Origin of the sequence: Actinotignum inguinis, assembly GCF_051265835.1 — a bacterium.
Classification (GTDB): domain Bacteria; phylum Actinomycetota; class Actinomycetes; order Actinomycetales; family Actinomycetaceae; genus Actinotignum; species Actinotignum timonense.
On sequence record NZ_JBOZDP010000016.1, the window covers coordinates 1 to 23,074 of the forward strand.

18 protein-coding genes are annotated in these 23,074 nt (G+C 63.0%); 9 read left to right on the forward strand and 9 right to left on the reverse strand.

The features are described 5' to 3' along the window. Positions 1-109: 109 nt before the first annotated feature. The 3 genes from ACRQFC_RS07495 to ACRQFC_RS07505 form a co-directional block, all read right to left on the reverse strand. A complete protein-coding gene (locus ACRQFC_RS07495; RefSeq protein ID WP_284896645.1) occupies positions 110-736 on the reverse strand; it encodes a superoxide dismutase in 627 nt (208 codons plus the stop codon). Positions 737-869: 133 nt separating this feature from the next. After that, positions 870-2,753 carry a DEDD exonuclease domain-containing protein gene (locus tag ACRQFC_RS07500; RefSeq protein ID WP_284896584.1) on the reverse strand — a complete coding sequence of 628 codons (1,884 nt, stop codon included), beginning with the start codon at positions 2,751-2,753 and terminating at the stop codon, positions 870-872. A gap of 52 nt (positions 2,754-2,805) precedes the next feature. Continuing rightward, entirely contained in the window at positions 2,806-3,315 is a 510-nt protein-coding gene (locus tag ACRQFC_RS07505; protein WP_284896586.1) for an SdpI family protein, read from the reverse strand. A 69-nt stretch (positions 3,316-3,384) separates the two neighbouring features. Between ACRQFC_RS07505 and ACRQFC_RS07510 the strand changes: the two genes are divergently transcribed. Next, a complete protein-coding gene (locus tag ACRQFC_RS07510) occupies positions 3,385-4,599 on the forward strand; it encodes a pyrophosphate--fructose-6-phosphate 1-phosphotransferase (protein WP_284896588.1) in 1,215 nt (404 codons plus the stop codon). A 266-nt stretch (positions 4,600-4,865) separates the two neighbouring features. Further along, positions 4,866-6,224, forward strand: a complete 1,359-nt coding sequence (locus ACRQFC_RS07515) for a class II 3-deoxy-7-phosphoheptulonate synthase (protein ID WP_284896589.1) — start codon at positions 4,866-4,868, stop codon at positions 6,222-6,224. Between the two features lie 42 nt (positions 6,225-6,266). Here ACRQFC_RS07515 and ACRQFC_RS07520 read toward each other — a convergent pair whose 3' ends face one another. Then, positions 6,267-7,943 (reverse strand): protein kinase domain-containing protein, encoded by a 1,677-nt coding sequence (locus ACRQFC_RS07520; protein ID WP_284896591.1) that lies wholly within the window; start codon positions 7,941-7,943, stop codon positions 6,267-6,269. A 36-nt stretch (positions 7,944-7,979) separates the two neighbouring features. After that, positions 7,980-8,474, reverse strand: a complete 495-nt coding sequence (locus ACRQFC_RS07525; protein ID WP_284889556.1) for a lytic transglycosylase domain-containing protein — start codon at positions 8,472-8,474, stop codon at positions 7,980-7,982. A gap of 202 nt (positions 8,475-8,676) precedes the next feature. Here ACRQFC_RS07525 and ACRQFC_RS07530 point away from each other — a divergent pair, with 202 nt between their 5' ends. Next, the gene (locus tag ACRQFC_RS07530) at positions 8,677-9,018 is read left to right on the forward strand and encodes an Rv2175c family DNA-binding protein (RefSeq protein WP_284896594.1); all 342 of its coding nucleotides are present in this window, start codon (positions 8,677-8,679) and stop codon (positions 9,016-9,018) included. Here the strand turns inward: ACRQFC_RS07530 and ACRQFC_RS07535 are convergent. Then, a complete protein-coding gene (locus ACRQFC_RS07535; protein WP_284896596.1) occupies positions 9,015-10,055 on the reverse strand; it encodes a polyprenyl synthetase family protein in 1,041 nt (346 codons plus the stop codon). The two genes, ACRQFC_RS07530 and ACRQFC_RS07535, sit on opposite strands and share 4 nt — an antisense overlap. A gap of 107 nt (positions 10,056-10,162) precedes the next feature. Between ACRQFC_RS07535 and ACRQFC_RS07540 the strand changes: the two genes are divergently transcribed. Further along, positions 10,163-11,518 carry a DUF4192 family protein gene (locus ACRQFC_RS07540; protein WP_284896598.1) on the forward strand — a complete coding sequence of 452 codons (1,356 nt, stop codon included), beginning with the start codon at positions 10,163-10,165 and terminating at the stop codon, positions 11,516-11,518. Positions 11,519-11,779: 261 nt separating this feature from the next. Beyond that, positions 11,780-13,609 (forward strand): RNA polymerase sigma factor, encoded by a 1,830-nt coding sequence (locus ACRQFC_RS07545; protein ID WP_407706198.1) that lies wholly within the window; start codon positions 11,780-11,782, stop codon positions 13,607-13,609. Here ACRQFC_RS07545 and ACRQFC_RS07550 read toward each other — a convergent pair. Continuing rightward, positions 13,557-14,312, reverse strand: a complete 756-nt coding sequence (locus ACRQFC_RS07550; protein WP_284896600.1) for a 3'-5' exonuclease — start codon at positions 14,310-14,312, stop codon at positions 13,557-13,559. The two genes, ACRQFC_RS07545 and ACRQFC_RS07550, sit on opposite strands and share 53 nt — an antisense overlap. Before the next feature lie 81 nt (positions 14,313-14,393). Between ACRQFC_RS07550 and ACRQFC_RS07555 the strand changes: the two genes are divergently transcribed. The 3 genes from ACRQFC_RS07555 to ACRQFC_RS07565 all read left to right on the forward strand — a co-directional run bounded on the left by ACRQFC_RS07555 (position 14,394) and on the right by ACRQFC_RS07565 (position 17,977). Beyond that, on the forward strand, positions 14,394-14,588 hold the full coding sequence (locus ACRQFC_RS07555) for a DUF7455 domain-containing protein (RefSeq protein WP_026428827.1): 195 nt from the start codon (positions 14,394-14,396) through the stop codon (positions 14,586-14,588). A gap of 175 nt (positions 14,589-14,763) precedes the next feature. Further along, on the forward strand, positions 14,764-16,887 hold the full coding sequence (locus ACRQFC_RS07560) for a DNA gyrase/topoisomerase IV subunit B (protein ID WP_284901383.1): 2,124 nt from the start codon (positions 14,764-14,766) through the stop codon (positions 16,885-16,887). 55 nt (positions 16,888-16,942) lie between these two features. Next, positions 16,943-17,977 carry a hypothetical protein gene (locus tag ACRQFC_RS07565; RefSeq protein WP_284896605.1) on the forward strand — a complete coding sequence of 345 codons (1,035 nt, stop codon included), beginning with the start codon at positions 16,943-16,945 and terminating at the stop codon, positions 17,975-17,977. Positions 17,978-18,059: 82 nt separating this feature from the next. On the opposite strand, the gene ACRQFC_RS07570 is transcribed toward ACRQFC_RS07565, so the two are convergent. Then, positions 18,060-20,492, reverse strand: coding sequence for a DNA gyrase/topoisomerase IV subunit A (locus tag ACRQFC_RS07570; RefSeq protein WP_284896607.1), 2,433 nt, complete (start codon positions 20,490-20,492; stop codon positions 18,060-18,062). A 77-nt stretch (positions 20,493-20,569) separates the two neighbouring features. Here ACRQFC_RS07570 and ACRQFC_RS07575 point away from each other — a divergent pair, with 77 nt between their 5' ends. Further along, positions 20,570-21,790, forward strand: a complete 1,221-nt coding sequence (locus tag ACRQFC_RS07575) for an alkaline phosphatase family protein (RefSeq protein ID WP_284896610.1) — start codon at positions 20,570-20,572, stop codon at positions 21,788-21,790. A 10-nt stretch (positions 21,791-21,800) separates the two neighbouring features. On the opposite strand, the gene sepH is transcribed toward ACRQFC_RS07575, so the two are convergent. Next, a complete protein-coding gene (gene sepH / locus ACRQFC_RS07580) occupies positions 21,801-23,051 on the reverse strand; it encodes a septation protein SepH (RefSeq protein ID WP_284896611.1) in 1,251 nt (416 codons plus the stop codon). Positions 23,052-23,074 lie beyond the last annotated feature (23 nt).

The following is a 23,074-nucleotide window of genomic DNA, read 5'->3' on the forward strand; positions in this document are numbered from 1 at the left end:
CACACCCCGCTGCCGGCGGACGTGGCCGTGCTTATCGAGTCACTGCCAAAGTCGCACTAAATGAGCCAAGTCAGGACTATGAATAGCACCGGCGCGGTGTGCGCGTGAGTTATTTGCGAATGAGGAGGCCGGCAGCCTGCTCCTGGGCAGTGGTCAAACGCTTCCCGGCTTCTTCCCAATTGACAATATTCCAGATCGCCTTGACGTAATCGGCCTTGACGTTGAGGTAGTCAAGATAGAAGGCGTGCTCCCACATATCGAGCTGGAAAACGGGCAGCACCCCGGCGGGCACATTATTGGCCTGGTCATACATTTGGTAGATCACCAGTTTGCCGGCCACGGAATCGTAGCCGAGCACCGCCCAGCCCGAGCCTTGAATGCCGGTGGCCACGGCCGTGAACTGCTGCTGGAAGGTGGCGAAATCACCGAAAGAATCCTTGATCGCTTCGGCAAGTTCGCCTTCCGGCTGCCCACCGCCGTTGGGAGAGAGCAGGGTCCAGAAAATCGAGTGGTTAATATGACCGCCCAGATTGAAGGAAAAATCCTTCGTGTACTGGTTTACCGCCGTGAAATCGCCCTTCTCGCGAGCCTCGCTAAGGTTCTCCAGGGCTTTATTGGCACCGTCCACATAGGTCTTGTGGTGTTTATCGTGGTGGAGCTCCATGATCTTTCCGGAAATATGCGGTTCGAGTGCCGCGTAATCGTAGGGAAGATCGGGGAGGGTGTAGGTTGCCATTCTCATACTCCAATTCTGGGCGGCATCGCGGTGCCGCCCGTTAGATATGTTCGGAATCTCCGAACAGTAATTGAATGCGAACGTCATCAGTATATGTGGTGTCTGGCACATAGGTGGCGAGAATGGAGGAGGTTTAGCGCTCAGCCAACCCGGGCGATTCTTCGGCGCCCGGGAAGGAAGCGGAGAAGCGGTGCGCGGAGGCGAGGGGGACCGCGAGGGGAACCTCGCCCTCAATAGCGAGCACCCGCGAACGCGGATCAGCTAGCCACGCGGCCAGAAGCTGGGTTTCCTCCGGGTGGGCGTGCTCGGCGGCGCGGGCGGGAGCCGCGAGCAGGGGAGTGGCACTGCGGAGCGCTGCGGCATGTTCGGGAACATCGCGGGCTTCGCCGACCGTCGCGCTAGCAAGCAGCCTGCCGTAACTCGCGAGGATAATTTCCCAGTGATCCTCTCGTTTAGACGCAGCGACGACGCAGCTTGCTTGCCACAGCGGAACCAACAATTCCCGCCGCTGGGCTGCGGTGAGGAGCGCCGAAAGTCGGTCGCGTTCCACTCCGGCTTCTTCGAAACGTTCTGCACCGGCCAGGCGGGCAATGCGGGCCATCTGGTGATCCCACACTTCGGCAAGGGAGCCGGCCAGCAGCCGGCGGGCGCGGGAGATGGCCACCGCGGCGGTGTTCACGGTGCCTCGCGGGGCAAGATAGCAGGGCGCGTGGGAGGTAAAACGGCACGGGCAATCGCTCAGATCTGCCTGGCGGGGCACATTGAGGCCGGCGGGGTTGAGCCCGGCTTCATCGCCGATGAGTTCAGCGGCGCGCCGGGCAGCGCTGCGGGAGCCAAAAGGTCCCAGGGAATTCGCGACTTCCGTTGCCGAACAGCTGCGCGTTATTTTCAGGCGTGCCACGGGCGTGGTATCCAAGCTGATCCAGGTGCGGGTTTGTGGGCGGCGCGAGCGGCGATTATAGGGCGGGTCGAAGCGGGTGATATCGCGCAGCTCCACTACCCGTGCCTCCAGCAGAGTGGCGGTGGGTGTGCTTTCTACCCGGGTGGCCAGCTCTACCATTTCTGCCATGCGGCGGCGTTTTTCCGCGGCGGTGAAATACTGGCGCACCCTCCGGTACATATTCCCGGAGCTGCCCACGTAGAGAACCTCATCATTCGGGCCGATAAAACGGTAGCTACCCGGGCCGTGCGGCACCTGATCGGCGAGCACGGCGCGGCGGCGCCGGCGGGCCGGAACCGGATTGGATGCGGTGAGCAGGTCCTCAATATGGGTGACTCCCAGCGGGCCGAGCCGCCCGATCATCGCGTGGAGCACATCCACGGTGGCCCGCGCATCATCGAGGGCACGATGGCTTGGCTGCACCGTGGCCCGGCAGTAGCCAGCCAGGGTGCTCAATTTATGGTTGGGGACTTCGTCGCGGGTGAAAATACGCCGCGCCAGCCCGAGGGTATCGAGAACGCGCAGCCGTGGCCAGGGCACATCTATCGCCTCGCAAGCCCCGCGCAAATGGGACATATCGAAGCGGGCGTTATGAGCCACGAGCACCGGTGGTTCCGCCGCCCGGTTTCGGGCAGGCACTCTACTGCTTGGAACGGGAGTCCCACCGCCGGAAACAGGAGCTCCACCGTCAAGCGCTGGGACATCGGGCTCAAGAAAATTGAGAAAAGCAGGGAGGACCTCGCTGAGCGGGGGAGCGCTTACCGCCATCGCGGTGGTGATTCCGGTGAGCACGGTGATCTGAGCCGGGATGGGCACCCCGGGATTGACGAGTAAGGAAAACTCCTGCACCACCTCCCCGCCGCAAACTTTCACCGCCCCTATTTCGGTGAGTGAATGCGCCCCGGGCTGCCCTCCGGTGGTTTCCACGTCCACCACCACGAAGGTCACTTCCTCCAGGGGAGTACCGAGGTCCGCGAATTCCAGCTGGCGGGGCAGCAACGGGCGGCCGGATCGATACACCTCAATGGGTTCGGTATCGATCCGGGTGCCAGGGCGCTGAGCATACCGCGATGTCATGCTTTTTACCCTAGCGCGGAGCTACGACATAAATTCGCGGGGAAGGGGCGTGCTACAGGCGGGCGCCGTCGTCGTACGGATCGGTATCTTCGCGGGCGGGTGCCGTCAAAATAATGGCGACAACCACGCCCACCAGCGCCCCGCCGGCCAGGATCCACGCGGTCAGGCGCGGGGCGGGCAGTAGGCCAATAAACATGAGTGCACTGATGAGGACCAGCACCCCGGTGGCCACCCATGCGAGACTGGCGTAGCGGTGGGCGGGGGCTTGGGGAACATAGTATTCTTCGCGAGAGGCTGGGTCGAAAGTGGCGTCGTCGTCGGAAAAATCTGAATCTTCCGGGGCTGGGGACCAATCGCGCGGGCCGGCCGCGCGCCCACCACCCAGTGCCCACGCGGCATCGGTGTAACGCGGGGAAGTATCCACCGGAGGCAGCGCGCCGCCGCCATCGCGGGCGCTATCGATATTGGCTCCCACGCCTTCGGCTTCCAGTTCGCGCGCGATCTTGTCCCACTGCGCATCGAAGCTATTTTCGGGGCGCTCGCCTGTAGGTCCTTCTCCCATGAAAGACACTATAGCGGCGGGTATAATCAACAGCGGAATAATCCCCCAATCAGAAACGGAAGGTTAACGATGACTGTCCGCCGCGTTGCGCTCTTGACCGCCGGAGGTTTCGCCCCGTGTTTGTCCTCGGCCGTGGGTGGCCTCATTGAGCGCTATACGGAAATTGCGCCCGATGTGGAAATTATTGCCTACCAGCATGGCTACCACGGGCTGCTCACCGGGAATTACATCACCATCGATAAAGAAGGGCGCGAACAGGCCCATATCCTGCACCGTTTCGGCGGTTCGCCCATCGGTAACTCTCGCGTCAAGCTGACCAATACCGAGGATCTGGTCAAGCGTGGCCTCGTGGAAGAAGGCGTGAACCCGCTGGAATTCGCCGCCCAGCGCCTCGTGGAAGATGGCGTGGATGTGCTCCACACCATCGGCGGCGATGATACGAATACCACCGCCGCGGATCTGGCTGCCTACCTGGAGGAAAACGGGCATCACCTCGTGGTTGTGGGTCTGCCTAAGACCATCGATAATGACATTATTCCGGTGCGCCAGTCCCTGGGTGCCTGGACCGCCGCGGAGGAAGCCTCGCTTTACGCCCAGCATATTATTGGTGAGCATCGTTCCAACCCGCGCATGCTCATCGTGCACGAAGTTATGGGCCGTAATTGCGGCTACCTCACCGCGCAGGCTTCCAAGTACTACCACGATTGGGTTCAGGAGCAGGAATGGGCTCCGGCGCTTGGCCTGACCAAGGAACGCTGGGATGTACATGCCGTGTTCCTGCCCGAAATGGCGCTGGATATCAACGGCGAAGCCGAGCGCCTGAAGAAGATCATGGATGAGATTGGCAACGTCAATATCTTCCTTTCCGAAGGTGCGGGTGTGGATGAAATTGTGGCCGAAATGGAAGCCGCCGGCCAGGAAGTGCCGCGCGATCCCTTCGGGCACGTCCAGCTCGATAAGGTCAATCCGGGCCGCTGGTTCGCGGAGCAATTCGCGCAGAAGCTCGGCGCGGAAAAGGTTATGGTGCAAAAGTCCGGGTACTTCTCGCGCGCCTGGCACGCCAATGCTGAGGACCTGCGCCTCATTAAGGGCATGGTGGATCTGGCTGTGCAGTGCGCCCTGGAAGGCAAGCCCGGCCTCATCGGCCACGATGAGGAAAACGGTAACGTCCTCACCAATATTGCTTTCCCGCGGGTGAAGGGCCACAAGGCTTTCGATATCACCCAGGATTGGTTCGTGGAGACCATGAAGGCCATCGGCCAGGAGGTCCGCCCGCACGCCTAATGCGGCTGCGCCGTGGGCCTGGGCGGCCCGGCTGAACCGTATTCACACGCGATTGCTCGCCCCGTACCGGTTGACCTGGTGCGGGGCGAGTTTTTTCTGCGGAGCCCGTGGTGGTGCGGTTCGTGTTTCGCGGTGCCGCGCGTGGTGGTGCGGTTCGTGTTTCGCGGTGCCGCGCGTGGTGGTGCGGTTCGTGTTTCGTGACGCGCGCGTCTCATTGCATCGACGCGATTCTGCCCGCGCACCCGTTCCGGGCTAAGATTTCGTTTATGTTTGAGGACGATACTCATAAAATTGCCGCGCTGGCCCACACCTGGCGCGAGAAGCCCGCTCTGCACCAACCTCATTACGAGGACGAAGCAGAGCTCGCTGCGGTTATGCAGCGCTTGGCGAAAATGCCGCCCCTGGTTTTTGCGGGTGAATGTGATCGGCTGCGCGAAAGTATCGCGGCCGCGCAACGCGGCGAAGCTTTCGTCCTCATGGGTGGGGATTGTGCCGAATCTTTCGAGCAAATCACCGCGGATCGCATCCGTGCCAAGGTTCGCACCCTCCTGCAAATGTCGGTTATTTTGACGTACGGGGCTTCGGTGCCGGTGGTGAAAATCGGGCGGATGGCCGGCCAGTACTCCAAGCCGCGCTCCCAGGCCACCGAAACTATTGGGGACACCACCCTGCCCTCCTACCTGGGCGATTCCATTAACGGGCACGAATTCACGGCCGCGGCGCGCCGCCATGATCCGCACCGTTTAGAGGAGGCTTACCTGTACTCGGTGGCCACTCTTAACCTCATGCGTGCCTTCACGCGCGGCGGTTTCGCCGACCTGCGTTCCGTGCACGATTGGAACCGCGGTTTTATTGCCAACCCGGCCTACGTGCGGTACGAAAAAACCGCGAGCGAAATTGATCGCGCCATGCGTTTTGTGACCGCGGCCGGGGTCGACGGCGCCCAGCTGGCAGAAACACAACTGTATTCCTCCCACGAGGGCCTGGTGCTGCCCTTCGAGGAAATTATGATGCGCATCGACTCGCGCACCCACGACCCCTACCTCACCTCCGCACACTTCCTGTGGATCGGGGAACGCACCCGCGATGTTAATGGCGCCCACGTGGAAATGTTCTCCCACGCACGTAACCCGATCGGGGTGAAATTAGGTCCGACGACGACGCCAGATACCGCTCTCGCCCTTATCGATAAGCTCAATCCGGAAGGTGAACCGGGCCGACTCACCTTCATTACCCGCATGGGGGCCGGGCGGGTAGAAGAAGCCCTGCCGCCCCTGGTGGAAGCGGTGCAGCGTGATGGCCGCCCGGTCACCTGGGTCTCGGATCCCATGCACGGAAATACCATCAAGGCTTCCAATGGAATTAAGACCCGCCGCCTGAGCGATATTATGGCGGAAATCCGTGGGTTCTTCGCGGTCCACGAAGCCCTCGGTAGCCACCCGGGCGGTATTCACGTGGAACTGACCGGGGATGACGTGACGGAGGTGCTGGGCGGCTCCGAAGAGATCTTTGAGGAAACCCTTACCGAACGCTACGAATCGCTGGTCGATCCGCGCCTGAACCACCAGCAGTCCCTCGAGCTGGCTTACCAGCTGGCCGAAATGCTGCGCGACGTGCACCTGTAAAACGAGGGCGGGGCGCGCGTGGCCTGGGCTAGCGTGGCCTGGCTACCGCGCCGCAATAATAAGGGTGACCTTCTGCCCGGGCGCGGCGCTTATGCCGGGGCCGGGATCCTGGCGCAGTACGGTGCCCGGCGCGGCAGCCCGTATTTCCCGGTAGCGTACCTGCACCTGGAAGCCCGCTTTTTTGAGCGCGGCGCGCGCCTCCGCCTCCGCCATATCCGCCACGTCGGGAACGGTCGAGTCCAGGGCCGCACCGGCAATGAGGAGCTCAACGGTGCTTCCCGGGCGCACCCGACTCCCCGCCTCCGGATCGCTACCCAGTACGGTGCCCGGTGCCGCGCCGTTCCCGCCGCGCACCTCCGTCTCCACCGTGAGCCCGAGCGCCTCTATCTGGCTGCGTGCTTGGGTGAGACCGGTAGCAAGCTCAGGCACCGTTACCCGCGCCCACGGGCCGGCCGTGAGCGCCCAGGTGGCACCTCCTGCCCCGGCCAGCAATGCAATTGTGCATATCCAGGCAGCAATCCGCCACGCGCGGGCGCGCCGCCGCCCAGCGCTGTGCTGCCGAGGTGTTCCCGCACCGCGCGGCGAGAGTGCCGTATCTTGCTGCGAGCTTGCCGGCCGCGCCGTAAGTTTCTGGGTGGGGCGGAGGACGGACGGAGCACGGTGCACCGGGGCGCGCACCGGAACGGTTGCATCCGCGCCAGCGTTGAGCGTGGCGGCGCGCCCCGTGCTTGCGGCAACCGCGGTCTCCAGCTCCGCGCCACCACAACCGCCCGCCTCATCCTCACGGTGCACCGGCTGCGGGCGGCGCGGGGTGACCGGAATACGCCGCAGCGCGGCATCATCAGCGATGCCAGCCCGCAGCCCCCGCAGCAACTCGCGGGCCTCCACGGCACTCGCCGGGCGATCCGCCGGATTCTTCGCGGTGAGCACCCCGATAAAAGAATCCACCTGCGCCGGCAGCCACGGATTATCCCCGGCCAGGCGCGGCAGATCATCCCGGGCCTGGGCCGCCGCGAGCTGCGCGGCTGAATACCCGGCCCAGGGCAGGCGCCCGGCAAGTAACTCAAAAAGCACCAGGCCGGTGGCATAAATATCGCAGGCCGGGCTCACCGCCCGCTGCTCCAAAATTTCCGGAGCGGTATAGGCAAGAGTTCCCCAGCGCGGCAGCGCCCCCGAGGAAGCACTCACCGCATGTGCCAATCCGAAATCGGTCACCGTCACCGCGAGCTGTGGAGGGCGGACAGGGGAGGGCGGCGGGCAGGCGTCGTCGAATAAAATATTTTCCGGCTTGATATCCCGGTGGATAATGCCGGCCCGGTGGGCAGCGGCCAGGCCCTGGAGCACCTGGTCGCAGATGTCGAGTGCGGTGCCGAGCTGGAAGGAACCCAGGCGCTCCAGCTCGTGGCGCAACGTGGGGCCGGGCACGTATTCCATAACGAGGTACGCGCGCTCAGCTGCGCCGTCGTTCCACACCCCGCGGTCATAAATAGTGACGATATGCGGGCTGCTCAACGCGGCAACCGCCCGCGCTTCCCGCTGAAAAAGCCGCGTGAAATCATCGAGGGCGGCTAAATCGGGGTGCATAATTTTGATCGCCACCACGCGATCCAGCTTCGTATCGTAGCCGCGGTACACCGTGGCCATCCCGCCGCGCGCCACCGGGGCGTCGAGACGGTAGCGGCCCTCAAGCCACCCGGTCGGCAGGGAAGGAATAGTCACACACCTAGGGTAGCGCGCCGCTTCGCAACGCCGCGTTTAGAAACTCTTGGCCGCGCGCAAGACCCGCAGCACATACTTTTGGGTCGAGGGATACGGCCCCGCCTCCCGCAGCCGCGCCAGGCCCTGATAGTAGGCGGCAATTGCCTCGTGGGTACTGGAGGTATGGCGCTGCAAATAGCGAATAATCGCAATACCTGCGGTGATATTATCCGCGGGAATAAGCCAGTCCAGATCACGGCCGACCATCCGCCCCGCCCACCGCGAAGCCGCGGGAATCAGCTGCATCACACCCGCCGCACCGCTGGGGGAGAGCGCCCGGGAATTAAAACCGGATTCGATATAGGCATGCGCCATTGCAAGCCGAGGATTGACGCCCATAAGCGCCGCCGTATCACGCACCATCTTCTGTGTTTCCGCCCGGCTCGGGGCGATAATCGCATTTAAACGCGCCGCGATTTCCGCGTGCGAAAGCTCGTAGCGCGGGGCCGGTGCCTGCGCCCGCAAACGTGCCAGATTCGCCTTCGATCCCACCGTTTCTCACTTCCTGGCCGGTGCGGGGGACATCTCGATTGCGCCCCGGCCGCTGTTCCACTTGTGACAATAGTGCACTGTTGTGAAAATGTCACCAGATTGTGACGATTTTGTAATGGCGACGACGCCGCGCTCTTGCCCACCTGCGCGCTTGGACGGCCGCGGCATTAAGATGGGAAGCGTGGAAAAAGAGAATACAACTGTGACGTGGTTGAGCCTTCCGGAGCTGGCCGATTACCTCGAAACCGATCTGCGTACGGTACGCTCCCAGCTGCGCGATGCCCGTTTCCTGGCGGTACGGCGCGGGGAAAATAACGCACTCTATGCCGATGCGGGGCAATTTGTGGTGAAAGAGGGGCGGCGCGTACCCCTGCCCTCGCTGCGCGGCACCATTATTTCCCTGCGCGATGCCGGATATAACGACGACGAAGCCCAGGAATGGCTGCGCCGCTTCGAACCGGAACTACGCAACACCCCATTGGATGCGCTGATTACCGGGCATACTCATGCGGTCCGGCGCGTTATCGCCGGCCTGGCTTTCTAGTGGGTGCGTGAGCGCAGGCGCTGGAGGAGTTCCCCTAAGCTCTCGCGGGCGGCCTCATTCAGGCGCGGCAAGATAGCCCGCGCACTATCTTCACGTTGGCGAATCATCTTTTCCACGTGAGCCCGCGCTCCGGAGTCCTCCATGAGGGCCTGAGCGCGAGCGACGTCGTCGCCCTCCAGACGCTTCCCACGCAAGGACCGCAGCCACCGGGCATCCACCTCGCTGACTCGCTCCAATGTTTCGAGGAAGAGGAAGGTGTTTTTCCCTTCCGTGAGGTCATCGCCGGCGGGTTTGCCGGTGACGGCCGGATCGCCGAATATCCCGAGGATATCGTCGCGCAATTGGAAGGCCTCACCGAAAGGCGTGGCGAAAGCCCGCAAATCTGCGATTGTTTCCGGGGCGGGTTGTTCGGCGAGCGCCGCCCCGATAAGCAGGGGGAAGAGCGCGGAATACGAGACCGTTTTATGGGTGATAATCGCGTGGATATCTTCCCGGGTAGCTGCGCGGGTGTATTCGCAGCGGATATCGAGGAACTGGCCGATACCAACGTCCTCACACATGGTGAAGAACGGCTCGAGGGGGGCACTGCGCCCGGCGCTCACCGCTTCTTGGGACGCCAGTGCCAGCACGGCATCACCCACAATCAAACCGGAGCGGAAACCGTAGCGTTCCGGGGAACCATCCCAGCCCGATGCGCGGTGATAATTCGCCAACTCGGCATGCACCGTGGGGACCCCGCGGCGCGTGGCAGAAGCGTCAATAATATCGTCATGAATGAGGGCCGCGAGCTGGAAAAGTTCCACGGCCGCGCCTAAACGGACCGCCGCCACCATATCCGGGCAGGTAGGATCCGGGAGAGTAGCGAGCATCCCGGCCCGCACCAGCCGCGCCCGGGTCCGCTTACCGCCGGACGCCAGCGCGGTAACAGTATCGATGAAATCTTCCACCTCGGGCTGATTCCAGCGGCGCAGCGAATCCAAACGCGCCTCAATACGGCTATCAACCCCGTTGGTGAAATCGCGAGTGCTCCACTCCATTGCTCATGCTCCGCTTCTTTTATCCACAGATTCGTGAGGTGCGCGCCCCATCCACAGGGTACCGGCACTCGCGAGCACGCGCTTGCTGAAGCTGGTTATCTAGTGCTATGGACACAATCACACTTCATCATCCGCGCGATGCCCTCGCTGTTATTCCCCATCTGCTGGGCTATTACCCGCGCCACCACTTCGTACTCTTCGGGGGAAGCCCGGAAATACACCGGGCCGTGGGCCCGGAGAGTGAGGAACTACCTCAATGGTTCGATTCCCTGGAATCTTCACAGCGGCCGGAAGTTGCCGTGGCCGGGGGTGAAACGCCACTCATTCGGGTAGATCTGCGCGCCGGGCCTATCTCACCCTATGTTGCGCGGCAGATTACTGACGCGGTAGCAGCCTGCCGCATGTTTAGCTGCGTGGCGGTGGTGTACTGCCCAAGTTTTGTTCGCTTCGCGCACACCCGCGAATTTGCCTCGGTGCTAGCCCTCTTGGAGCTGCTCTGCGCTGCTCTTTCCCGGCTCTGGGATGGCGACCCGGGCACTCGCGATGCGTGGAGCTGTGATTTTTTCATTGCTGATAACGAAGGATTTATGGATATGGGAGAAGAAACATTTTGCCCTTGGGAAGAACTGGAATCTACCGAGGCAGCAGCTGCTCTTGTATATAAGGGTTCGGCTCCGCTGGAACAAGAACCGAGCCGGAATATTGTCAAAGCCAGTCCCACCCGGGTGCGTAATACCGCCGTGGCGCTGGAAGAAGCACGCGGGGAGGAGGTCACCGCGCTGGAAGAGCATTGGGATATGCTCCTCGCCCGGGTGGTGCGCCGCCGCCAAGCCGGCCCGCCGCGCATCACCACCCGCGAAGCGGGGCGGGCCCTGGCCGGGCTCACGCATATTCCTATTCGGGACAAAATCTTGCAGGTTTCCCTCGAACACGATCCGCTGTTACCGATGTCATCCGTTGATCCCGCGGTGGGCTTTGCCACCGGGGTGGGGGAGCGCCCCAATATTGTGCGGGCCTTGGGGATGATGGCGCTGCTGGATGAATTAGCTCGGCTGGCCCCGGAAGGAGTGGAGGTTCCCTATGCCTGCTCGGCGTATTTAGCCTGGTGGGTGGGGCAAAACTCCATGACGGCGCTACGCGCTCAAGAAGCGCTGGAAATCAATCCCGGCTCGCGCCTGGCTCGCATGCTCAAAGACGCTGCCGAATGGAACGCGCTGCCGCCTTGGCTGCTAGGTCCGAACGGGAGTGGGAGCTGCTCGCGCGCCAAAGCTGGTAGTGGCGGTGAAGGGCACGCGGACAGTCGCGGTTCTGGTAACGCGGATGGTGATGGAGCTGCCAACGCGGATAGCGACGGCGCTGGTGACGCGGCCACACCGTGCGGTTCGGTGGATATTGAGCCGGAAGCTGCGGACCAAGAGCCGGAAACTATGGACCAATACGGACCCGGCAGACAAGCAGCCTAAGTAGCTGCGTGGGTGAATGTGGTATGTGCGCTGGCGGGGAAGTTCGCGCTCGCGGAGGTTTGCGCCGGCGGCTGAAGTTCGCGCTCGCGGAAGTGGGAGAACTATAGTCGCCGGGGATAAGAATGCTATGTGAGGATCGGCACGTTGGGGAGGCCGGGGAACAAAAAGCGGGTCGGGCGCGTTCCGCTAAGTAGCTCTTTGGGGTGGATAACCCCGTGCCGATTCTCGGCATTCGTTGATAACACTAGGGAAAGGTCTCACGTGGCCACAAAGTCTGCCAGTGCACAAGAAACCGCTGCCGTGGAAAAGGACACCGCGGTCTCCGCATCCGCTTCGGGTACGAAGAAGAAGGCGGCCTCTCGCTCCTCCAGTCGCACGGCATCGGCCACCTCGGCAGCTACCGCTTCCGAAAGCACAACGGCTGCGAAGAAGCCGGCCGCTAAGAAGGCCACTGCCACCAAGGCCACCACTACCAAGAAGGCTGCCACCAAGAAGACCACCTCCAAGGCAAACGAATCGAAGGCGGCTGAATCTAAAGCGGCCGAATCCAAGGCAGCTTCTTCGGCATCTTCCACGAAGAAGGCCACCACCGCGAAGTCAGCTGCTACAAAGTCCGCTGCCTCGAAGTCCACCGCGTCGAAGTCCACCGCGGCGAAGAAGACCTCCACTAAGAAGGCAGCCGCTGAAGCCGAAGCTCCGGAAACTGCTACGGCAGCCACGGAGGCTTCCGCAGCCACCGCGGAATCCAAGGAGGAGAAGTCGGCCGCTAAGAAGCCGGCCACCCGCAAGACTACCGCGAAGAAGACCACCTCCAAGGCGGCCGAATCCAAGGCGGCTTCTTCGGCATCTTCCACCAAGAAGGCCACCTCGAAGCGTGCTACTGCTAAGCAGGAAGAACCCGAAGATCCCGAAGAACATGAGGATCTCGAAGATGAGGATTTCGACGTCGATGCTGAGGATGTTGATGCCGAGGATCTAGACGACGATCTCGAGGACGACGAAGACGATTCTGAGGACTCCGAAGAGGAGCCCGAGGAAGAAGAGGACGAAGCCGATAAGGAAACGGATAGCGCCGCCAAAACGGAAACAACCGGGCGTAATTCCCGGGGTGGTTTCACCGTCAAGGATTCCGACGATTCGGATGAACCGGCGGTGCGTGTTCACGTTGCCGGTGCCACCGCGGATCCGGTCAAGGACTACCTCAAGCAGATCGGTAAAGTTCCCCTGCTCAACGCCGCTGAAGAAGTGGAACTCGCCAAGCGAATCGAGGCCGGGCTCTACGCTCAGCACCTGCTGGACCAGGGCAATCTCGATAAGGAGAAAGACCACGCCTATATCCGTGAACTGCGGATTATTTCCCGCGATGGCAAGCACGCCAAGAACCACCTGCTCGAAGCGAATCTCCGCCTGGTAGTTTCTTTGGCCAAGCGCTACACGGGCCGCGGCATGCTCTTCCTTGATCTTATTCAGGAAGGGAATTTGGGGCTGGTGCGCGCCGTCGAAAAGTTTGACTACGCCAAGGGCTACAAGTTCTCCACCTACGCCACCTGGTGGATTCGCCAGGCCATTACCCGTGCTATGGCAGACCAAGCCCGCACCATTCGTATCCCGGTGCATATGGTTGAAGTCATCAACAAGCTCGCGCGGGTCCAGCGCCAGATGCTCCAGGAACTCGGGCGGGAACCAACCACCGAGGAACTGGCGAAAGAACTGGATATGACCGAAGAAAAGGTCGTCGAAGTTCAAAAGTACGGCCGGGAACCCATTTCCCTGCACACCCCGCTCGGTGAAGATGGCGATTCCGAATTCGGTGATCTCATTGAGGATTCCGAAGCGGTGGTCCCGGCGGATGCCGTCGGCTTCACCCTGCTCCAAGAGCAGCTCCATCGCGTTCTCGATACCCTGTCCGAACGCGAAGCCGGGGTGGTTTCCATGCGCTTTGGCCTCACCGACGGCCAGCCGAAAACCCTGGATGAAATCGGCAAGGTTTACGGGGTCACCCGCGAACGCATTCGCCAGATCGAATCCAAGACCATGTCTAAGCTGCGCCACCCGAGCCGTTCGCAGGTGCTGCGTGACTACCTGGAGTAAATCCAGGCGTGGCAGGTTCCCGGCGCGCGCGGCGCACACCGGGAAACTCCACCTCGAATAGCGGGGTGGGCCAAATAATCTCAGCGGCGTGGCGGCGAGCATCGTCCCACGCCGCTGCTGTTATTTCCCGCCCGTCTCGGCTGTGCGCGCGGGTGGCGTAGCGTTCCCCGCGCGCCTCCCGACGCAGATATTCCGCCAGGAGCCGCCCGCACATACGCGCATCCGTGATGGCGCGGTGGTGTTCTTCTATCTCTATTCCCGCCCGTTGGGCCACGGCCATGAGGGAATGGCGCCCCTCCGGAACATAAATGCGCGAGAGATCCATCGTGCACACGGCGGCGCTGAGCGGGATACGTAGCGGGCTTCCGGCCCGGCGAAAAGCTTCGTTGAGAAAATCCAGGTCAAAGCGGGCATTATGCGCCACGAGGATACGCCCGTGCAGCAACCGTTCCACGTGAGGGAGCAGTTGTGAGAACGACGGCGCCTGTGCCACTTCCGCAGCGTGTACCCCGTGAATCTCCGTAGCTCCCATGGGCCGCAGCGGGTTCACCAGGCTGTCCCATTCGCGCTCCGGGTTGCCCTGCTCATCCAGAAGCACCACCCCGATCTCCACAATCCGGTCAGTGCGCGCATCTAAACCGGTGGTTTCCAGATCGAGGGCAGCGTAGCCAGAAGAAATACCGTGCGCCTGAGAAACACCCATGCGTTCAGCTTACCGAGAGCACGGGCCTGGGGTGATCTTCTCCTCAGGAATAAGCGCGCCCTTTTATGCTTTGATAGGTATGTGAGTACTACATTGACTGAATTAGCTCCCTTGACCGCGCAGGATCGTTGCGATGCCTGCGGAGCCCAGGCTTACGTTCGGGTACGCCTGCCTTATGGAGAACTTTTCTTCTGCGGCCATCATGCTTCCCAGCACCTCGATAAGCTGCGTGAAGATGCCCTTGAGATTCAAGACGAACGCGAAAATATCGCCTAGCTTCGCTTCGATCTCACCACCAGCGGCCCATCCGGGCCGCTTTTGAGTTAATGCGCCCCGCTGGGACTGGTGTGAACCGTGGGATTCCCACACTTTCACGCACTTTCACACGCATTCACACACTCTCACGCGCGCCGCGGCGGCTCGCGAACAGCCGTTCGCGTAAACTACCGGTGTGTCAACTTCCGAAGAATACTCAGCTCGTCACCTCCAAGTCCTCGAAGGCCTGGAAGCCGTGCGCAAACGCCCCGGCATGTACATCGGCTCCACGGATTCACGCGGACTCATGCACTGCCTCTGGGAAATCATCGACAACGGAATCGACGAAGCCCTGGAAGGATTCGCCACCCATATCACCGTCACCCTCTACGCCGACGGCTCGGTTGAGGTAACCGACGACGGCCGCGGCGTCCCCGTGGATACCGTTCCCGGGGTGGGACTTTCCGGCGTGGAAGTTGTGTACACCCGCCTGCACGCCGGCGGAAAATTCGGCGGCGGATCCTATTCCGCCTCCGGCGGCCTCCACGGCGTAGGTGCCTCGGTGGTCAATGCCCTCTCCGCGCGCATGGATGTGAAAGTCCGGCGCGGCGGCAAAATCTACCAGATGCAATTCAAGCGCGGGGAACCCGGGCGTTTTCAGGACGGCGCCCAGCCCTCCCCGGAAGCACCTTTCGAAGCTTTTACCCACGGCAGCGAACTTGACACAGTCGGGAAAGTAGCGAAGAAAAACACCGGAACCTCCGTGCGCTACTGGGCTGACCCCCAGATTTTCCTGGCCGAAGCAGAATTCTCCTATGACCTGCTCACCGAACGGGTACGCCAATCCGCGTTCCTGGTGCCCGGCCTGACCATCACCATCCGTGATGAGCGCGACCTGGCGGGTACCCCGGGGGAGAACGGCCCCCATGAGGAAGTGTTCCACTACGAGGGCGGCGTCGTCGATTTTGCGGACTACCTGGCCACCGATCCGGCCCTCACCGCCACCATGCACCTCACGGGCAGTGAAACTTTCACCGAAAACGTGCAGGTGCTCGACCCGGAAAGTGGGCATTTGCGCGCCCAGGAAGTTGAACGCACCTGCGAAGTGGATGTGGCCCTGCGCTGGGGAACCGGATATGACACCACCACGGAATCCTTCGTTAATATTATTCGCACGCCCGGGGGAGGGGCGCACCAGAGCGGCTTCGAGCAGGGCGTGGTGAAAACCCTGCGCGCCCTGATCGACACCAATTCGCGGCGCCTCAAGCTCACCGCCAAAGATGCCAAAATCGAGAAAGACGATATTTTGGCCGGGATGACCGCGGTTGTCACGGTTCGGCTGGCCGAACCCCAATTCGAGGGGCAAACGAAGGAGATCCTGGGGACGGCGGCAGTGCGCCCTATTGTGGCGCGCGTCGTCGCCGCACAACTCCACAGTATCCTGGCGTCCACGAAACGCGACCAAAAAACCGAAACCTCGCGGCTCCTCGAAAAAATCGTGGCGGAAATGCGGGCTCGGGTGGCTGCGCGTGTCCATAAGGAAATCTCGCGGCGCAAAAATGCGCTCGAAAATTCCACCCTGCCCGCCAAGCTCGCCGATTGCCGCAGCGATGATATTGAACACACCGAACTTTTTATCGTCGAGGGGGATTCGGCGCTGGGCACCGCGAAACTGGCGCGTTCCTCGGAATTCCAGGCTCTGCTGCCCATCCGCGGCAAGATCCTCAACGTGCAGCGCGCCTCGCCCGCCGATATTCTGCGCAACCAGGAAGTTTCTTCCATTATTCAGGTGGTGGGGGCCGGCTCCGGGCGCACGTTTGACCTCGCCGCGGCGCGCTACGGGAAAATTATTATGATGACGGATGCGGACGTAGACGGCGCCCATATCCGCACGCTCCTGCTCACGCTGTTCTTCCGCTATATGCGTCCCCTCGTGGAAGCCGGGCGGGTTTTCGCCGCGGTGCCGCCGCTGCACCGCATCGAGGTGGCCGGCCGCGGCGGGAAAAAGGGCTCGTATATTTATACCTATTCCGAAGAGGAATTGCATCGGGAACTCAAGAAGCTCGAACGCGCCGGGAAAAGCTATAAGGAGCCCATCCAGCGCTACAAGGGCCTGGGGGAGATGGACGCGCACCAGCTCGCGGAAACCACCATGGATCCGGCCCACCGCACCCTGCGGCGTATCCGGATCGAGGACGAAGCCGCGCTGCGGGAAGCCGAGTCCGTTTTTGAGGTATTGATGGGTAACGAGGTGGCTCCGCGCCGCGAATTTATTGTCGAGGGTGCCGAGCATATTTCCTACGACAAGATCGATGCCTAAGTTTCCCGGCCCGCGCTTCGCTACACTTGAGAGTCATACCCGTAAAGGAGGGCTCATGGGTAACGGCGCGATACGGTGGAGCGATCTCACGGCGGCGGATGCCCGCGCGATTTTCACGCTGCTGGACACCCACCAAAGCTCCGTGAACTCCAGTTTCCGCACCTCGCGTGAAGAAATCGACCTCATGTTTGAGCCCTCGGTTCCGCATAGCGTTTTTGGGTGGTACGACGACGCAGCACCGGGCCGGCGCCTCCTCGCCTTCGGTATCGTGCGCCTTTACGATGCGCGCACCGCGCATCCCACGGTCACGCTCTCGGCCAGCGTGCACCCCGAGCTCAGCCCGGAGGTGCGGGAACAGGCCGCCCGCGAGGTGCTCACCGAACAATTACGCCGCGCCCCGGCCCTGGCGGCCGGCACCCTCCACCCGGTGGCCGTGGCGAATGTGGAAAGCTGGGATCCCGAACGGGGCCGGGCCCTGGCGGCCGCCGGTTTCACCGACCGGCTCTCCTACCTGCAAATGCGCCGCCCGCTCACGCGCGGGCCGCTGCCCCTGCCCGCTTCCGCGCATACGGATAATAGCGGCGTGGAGCTGGTTCCCCTCACCCCGGATCGGGACGACGCCGCGCTTCTCGCCCACAATTCCTTTTACGCAGATAAATTGAATTACCCGATTTACACTCGGGAGCAGTGGCGTATCGAATGTGCTTTTATGCGCCGGGAATGGAGTTTCCTGGCGGTGGATACCCGCGGGGATCGGCCCCGGGTACTCGGGTGCATTATGACCGCCGCCTATGAACAGGACTGGCCCGGTCTGGGATTCCAGGAGGGCTATGTGGATGAGCTCGCGGTGCGGGCCGAAAGCCCGGACGGGGTCAATGCCCGCCTGCTGGCCGCCAGTATTGCCGCCCAGGCGCATAGCGGCATGGATGCCACCACCCTGGATCTCACCGTCCACTACGAGCCGGACGGCAGCCGCCTGACTCCCGAAAGCGCGGCGCGCCTGAGCCTGTATGAAAGCTTCGGCTTCGAGGTCACCGAACGCACCCGGGTGGTGCACCACCCGCTCCCGGATCTGCCGGCGCGCTCCTAAGGAGCCGGGTTCCGCGGCGGCGTAGCAGGCGGTGCCTAGCGGCGTGCGATGGTACGTGCAGCGAGGCGACCGGGCCGTGCGGCTAGCTTCCGATAGCCGCCACCGGGACCGTCAGGGCGCTGCCCGAAGCATCCCGCTTTTCTTCAACCTCGGGTAGCTCAACGGGCTGGCCGGAGGCCGTGATGGCGCGCAGCGGCTCCGGGCCGATAGCGGCCACCGCCAACATATTTTCCCCGCGCAGGAAACGCTGGGCGCGCACCCCGCCCGTACCCCGGCCTTTCGCCGGGAAACGATCCAGCGGCGTCACCTTCGCGCTGCCCGGTTCGGTACCCGGGAGCGCCTGCGCATTCGAGGCAATCGTGGCCACCAGGGAACCGGCAAGATCATCACCGGGCACCACCCCGAGGGTAATCACCTGGGCGCCCTCTGCGCAGCGAATCCCGGCAATACCCTGGCCGGCCCGGCCCTGCGGGCGCACCAGTGATGCCTCAAAGCGCAATAATTGCGCATCGCTCGTAATAAGCACCACCTGATCGGTATCGCGGGCCAGCGCGCAACCAACCACGCTATCGCCCTCAGCCAGGGTTATAACCTCCCAGCTTTCCTTATTCGGGTATGCGCCGTTCACCCGCTTAATTCGCCCGTGCGCGGTGGCCAGGGTGAGAACCGGATCGCCCTCAGTGGCGGTAAGCGGGGCCAGCCCGATCACGCGCTCCCCGGAATCCAGAGAAATCAGATCCGCTATCGGGGTGCCACCGGCCAGCGAGGGAGCCCCCGCGGTATCGGGAAGCGCCGGGATGGTGAGCACATCCAGGTCGATCATGCGCCCGTAGCTGGTCACCACCCCGATATGCCCGCGGGCCGTGGCGGCAACTCGCGAAATAATCGCATCGTGGGCACGGCGCGGGCCGCTGCGCTCGGGAGCATCGCCGCCCACGGTGCGCGCCACCAGCCCCGTTCCCGAGAGCAATACCCAGGTCGGATCATCAGAAGCTTCCAGGGGGAGAGCAGCCGGTGCCGCCGCGCTGGCCGCCCCATCCGATTCCAACAGCACGGTGCGCCGCGGGGTCCCGAACTGCTGGGCCACCTCCGTCATCTCGGAAGCCACAACCTCCCGCAGCCGCTCGGGCGAACCGAGGATTTCTTGCAGCTCCGCGATGGTGCGCTCCAGCTCTTCGCGGCGCCCTTCCAGCTCAATCTGGGAGTACTTGGTGAGGCGGCGCAGCCGCAGCTCCAAAATATAATCGGCCTGCGCCTCGGAGAGATCAAAAACAGCGATGAGTCGCTCGCGGGCCGCCGCGGTATCCTCCGAAGAACGAATAACCGCGATTACCTCATCAATATTGAGGACGGCAATGAGCAAGCCCTCCACCAGGTGCAAATCAGATTGCGCGGCCCGTAAACGGTGCTCACTGCGCCGGCGCGTCACCGTGATGCGGTGCTTAATCCACACCCGCAGCAGTTCCAGCAGCCCCAGGGTTTGCGGCTGACCATCAACCAAAGCCACATTATTAATCCCGAAAGAATCCTCGAGCGGGGTGTGCTGGTAGAGCTGGGCGAGCACCGCTTCAGGGTGGAACCCATTTTTTACTTCGACGACGAGCCGCATGCCATGGTGCCGGTCGGTCAGGTTTTGAACCCCGGAGACCCCCTGAATTTTCTTGGCGTTAACGGCATCCTTGAGCTTGTCAATGATCTTTTCCGGACCCACAAGATAGGGCAATTCCGTAATAACAATGCCGCGCTTACGGGCGCTGATTTTTTCGATGCGCGCCGTCGCGCTGGTACGGAAAATGCCGCGCCCGGTTTCGTACGCCTCCCGGATGCCGTCCAAACCAATAATTTTGCCGCCTTCGGGCAGGTCCGGGCCGGGGATAAAACGCATAATATCCTCGAGGCTCGCATCCGGGTGGCGCAGCAGGTGCTTCGCCCCGTTAATAACCTCAATAAGATTATGCGGTGGAATATTCGTCGCCATTCCCACCGCAATACCGGAGGAACCATTGACCAGCAGATTAGGGATGGCGGCCGGGAGCACCTCGGGCTGCTGGAGGGTGTTGTCATAATTGGGGACCATATCAACGACGTCCTCGTCCAGCGAGGAAATCATCGCCATGGCCGGGGCCGCCAGGCGTGCCTCGGTATAGCGCGAGGCAGCTGGCCCGTCATCGAGCGAACCGAAATTACCGTGCCCGTCCACCAGCGGCAAGCGCATGGTAAAAGGCTGGGCGAGGCGCACCATTGCGTCATAAATAGCGGTATCACCGTGCGGGTGGAGGCGCCCCATCACGTCACCCACCACGCGCGAGGATTTCACGTGGGCGCGGTCGGGGCGCAGGCCCATCTGCCCCATTTGGAAGAGGATGCGGCGCTGCACCGGCTTGAGGCCGTCGCGAGCATCGGGGAGGGCACGCGCGTAAATCACCGAGTAGGAGTACTCGAGGAAGGAGGTGCGCATCTCCTCCGACACGTTAATATCGACGATATGTTCCGCGGGGCTCGTATTCTTGGGCATTGCTCAATTATCCCGCTTTTTGGCCGCGGGCGGGGCGGCGGCGCAGGAGTGTCGAGGCGGAAAGTAGACTGAGAGGCATGACTGAGCTTCCTGTGCTGCCCGCCGCGCGCTCGCTGCGTGCCGTCCTGGGTGAATGTTTAGCTGCTTGCGGGGTGCTACCCGAAATGGAATCCGCGGCGGCGGAAACGGAGCAGGCGGTGCTGGCCCCGGCGCAGAGTGCGGGTGCGCCCGAAACAGCGCGGGCTGGCCTATCCGAAACGGCGCGGGCGGGCGTGCTGGATTTGCCGCGTGCCAGCCGGGTCTGCCTCGTTCTCGTGGATGGCCTGGGAGCGGAGAACCTCGCGGCGCGCATTGGTCACGCGCCCACCCTGCGCGCGCTCACCACCCGCGAACCGCTCACCTCCACCGCGCCATCCACCACCGCGGCCGCCCTCACCACCCTGGGCACCGGGGAACTCCCCGGGCGCACCTCGATGCTGTCCTACTCCCTGCGCTCCCCGCGTACCGGCCGCAATTTCTCCCTGATTAGCTGGGAGGATAGCGGGCTCGATCCGGAGGAATGGCAGCCGGTCCCCACCTGGGCGCAGCGCCTGGAGGCCGCCCGGCCCGGCATAGCCAAGCAGCTGGGAGCCATCCAGGATCCGGACCATATTGGTTCGGGGCTGACCCGGGCCGCCTGGCGCGGCTTTACCGCGATCGGGGGCCCGGCCCTCGATGACCGGGTGCATCTAGCCGCGCGTTTTCTGCGCGAGGGCGGGCGTTTCGCTTACCTGTACTGGGGGGAAGTTGATCACCGCGGGCACCGCTGGGGTGCCACCAGCGAAGAATGGACTATGGCGCTCGAAGATTTGGACGCCGGAATCCGCCTGCTCACTCGGCTGCTACCCCCGGATACCCTGCTGGTCCTCACCGCTGATCACGGCATGGTCGATCCGAGCGAGCGCATCGATGTAGCTACCACGCCGGCCCTAAGCGAGGGCGTGGACCTGTATTCCGGGGAAGAACGCGCGGTGCATCTCTACACCCGGCAACCGGAAGCGGTCGCGGCACGCTGGCGGGACTACCTGGGGGAGCGCTCCTGGATCTACACAAAAGAGGAAGCCATCGCCACCGGCATGTTCGGGCCGGTTACCGCGCAGGCACGCGAAGCCATGGGGGATGTGCTCGCTTTCCAGCGCGGTCGCCTGAGCGTGGTCCACACCGGGCAGATGCAGCCGGGCGCCACCTTTATGCGCGGGGTCCACGGTTCGCTCACCCCCACGGAAATGCTGATTCCCCTGCTCCTGGAGCTCAGGTAGCGCGCCTGAACTAGTCCTTTTTACCGAAGACGATCTCATCCCAGGACGGCATAGTGGGCCGATCCGTGCGCTTGCGCCCGCGCCGCGCCTCGGTAGCTGCCGGAGCGGCTTTCTCCGGTGCGCTCGCCGGGGCCGTTTTATCGGGCGCCGGTGCGGAGGCCGCGGTGGGTGCCGGCGCGGGAGTCGGGCTTTCTGTTGCTGTACCACTAGCCGCATCCGCACCGCTCGGTTCCGCACCCGCACCGGAGACCGCCCCAGCACTCGCATCAGAACCAGCACCCGCATCCGAAGCGGAAGCCGGGCGAAGCACCGGGGTCGGCGCCAGCTCCTCCGGCTCCAGCAGCGCCCGCTGGCCGGGCAGCTGCCCCTCGCGCGAAGGCAAGGAAACGATAGTGGCCGGAGCCCGCAGCTCCTCCTCATCTTCGGGAGCTCGATGCGCCCCATCCCATTCATCGGGATCAACATCATGATCGGCATCCGGCATGGGCCGTGACTTACCACGCTGAGAATCCAGCGAGGCCAGCACCTCATCAATAGAGGCACGCGCCGGGGGAGTATCCACCGTGTTCGGGAGGGCCGCCGCCGGGGAGGCCACCGCGGCGGGAACCGCCGCGGGCGTCGTCGTACCCGAAAAAACAGGATCCGTAGCGCCGGGCACCACCGCGGGGGTGTGATCCGGGCGCCACGGGCCGGCATCGGCCGTGAGGGACGTCTCCGACAGCCAGGAGGCCTCATCATTGCGGGCCTGGAGAGTGTGGCGATCCGTATCAATAAACCAGCGGGCCTCGTGCTCGCGGCCGGCGGAGATAAACCGCACAATCAGCGCCCAGGGCTGCCCGGCCTCACGCACCGCATCCCACGTAATCGACGCGGTATCCACATCGCGGGCAACCAGCCGCGATGTGACGAGTTCTTCAACTGTGAAACCTCCCACATCGCGCCCGAGAGTGTAGTTCCGGGCCTGCGCGGCGGTGTAGTTACGCTCCGCAATAATAGGGTGAGCTAGGGCGGAGATACGCGAAGGAGGCAGCGCGGCCATCTCGGAAATGTCATCAACGCTGCGGCCTGCCCGCACCAAAGCTTGGATTTCACGCGGCCCCATCGGAGTGATCTCCTCATCAGGAGCGCTGGGATGGGGATCCTTGCGCAGGGCCGCCCGCAGATCATCGGTGACGGGCAGCAGGTAGCGATTGCCCTCCTCATCATTAAGCGTGAGGTTGTGACCGTCGGGTTGCAAGCCGAGCAGCTCCAGCTTTTTCATCTCTTCCCTTACTCTTGGTACCA

What these genes read in the sequence shown, in the direction of transcription:
- ACRQFC_RS07510 (WP_284896588.1), top strand. Translation starts at nt 3,385, where the DNA reads ATGACTGTCCGCCGCGTTGCGCTCTTGACCGCCGGAGGTTTCGCCCCG.
- ACRQFC_RS07565 (WP_284896605.1), top strand. Translation starts at nt 16,943, where the DNA reads ATGGGTAACGGCGCGATACGGTGGAGCGATCTCACGGCGGCGGATGCC.
- ACRQFC_RS07550 (WP_284896600.1), bottom strand. Translation starts at nt 14,312, where the DNA reads ATGGGTGTTTCTCAGGCGCACGGTATTTCTTCTGGCTACGCTGCCCTC.
- sepH (WP_284896611.1), bottom strand. Translation starts at nt 23,051, where the DNA reads ATGAAAAAGCTGGAGCTGCTCGGCTTGCAACCCGACGGTCACAACCTC.
- ACRQFC_RS07515 (WP_284896589.1), top strand. Translation starts at nt 4,866, where the DNA reads ATGTTTGAGGACGATACTCATAAAATTGCCGCGCTGGCCCACACCTGG.
- ACRQFC_RS07535 (WP_284896596.1), bottom strand. Translation starts at nt 10,055, where the DNA reads ATGGAGTGGAGCACTCGCGATTTCACCAACGGGGTTGATAGCCGTATT.
- ACRQFC_RS07495 (WP_284896645.1), bottom strand. Translation starts at nt 736, where the DNA reads ATGGCAACCTACACCCTCCCCGATCTTCCCTACGATTACGCGGCACTC.
- ACRQFC_RS07575 (WP_284896610.1), top strand. Translation starts at nt 20,570, where the DNA reads ATGACTGAGCTTCCTGTGCTGCCCGCCGCGCGCTCGCTGCGTGCCGTC.
- ACRQFC_RS07500 (WP_284896584.1), bottom strand. Translation starts at nt 2,753, where the DNA reads ATGACATCGCGGTATGCTCAGCGCCCTGGCACCCGGATCGATACCGAA.
- ACRQFC_RS07540 (WP_284896598.1), top strand. Translation starts at nt 10,163, where the DNA reads ATGGACACAATCACACTTCATCATCCGCGCGATGCCCTCGCTGTTATT.
- ACRQFC_RS07570 (WP_284896607.1), bottom strand. Translation starts at nt 20,492, where the DNA reads ATGCCCAAGAATACGAGCCCCGCGGAACATATCGTCGATATTAACGTG.
- ACRQFC_RS07505 (WP_284896586.1), bottom strand. Translation starts at nt 3,315, where the DNA reads ATGGGAGAAGGACCTACAGGCGAGCGCCCCGAAAATAGCTTCGATGCG.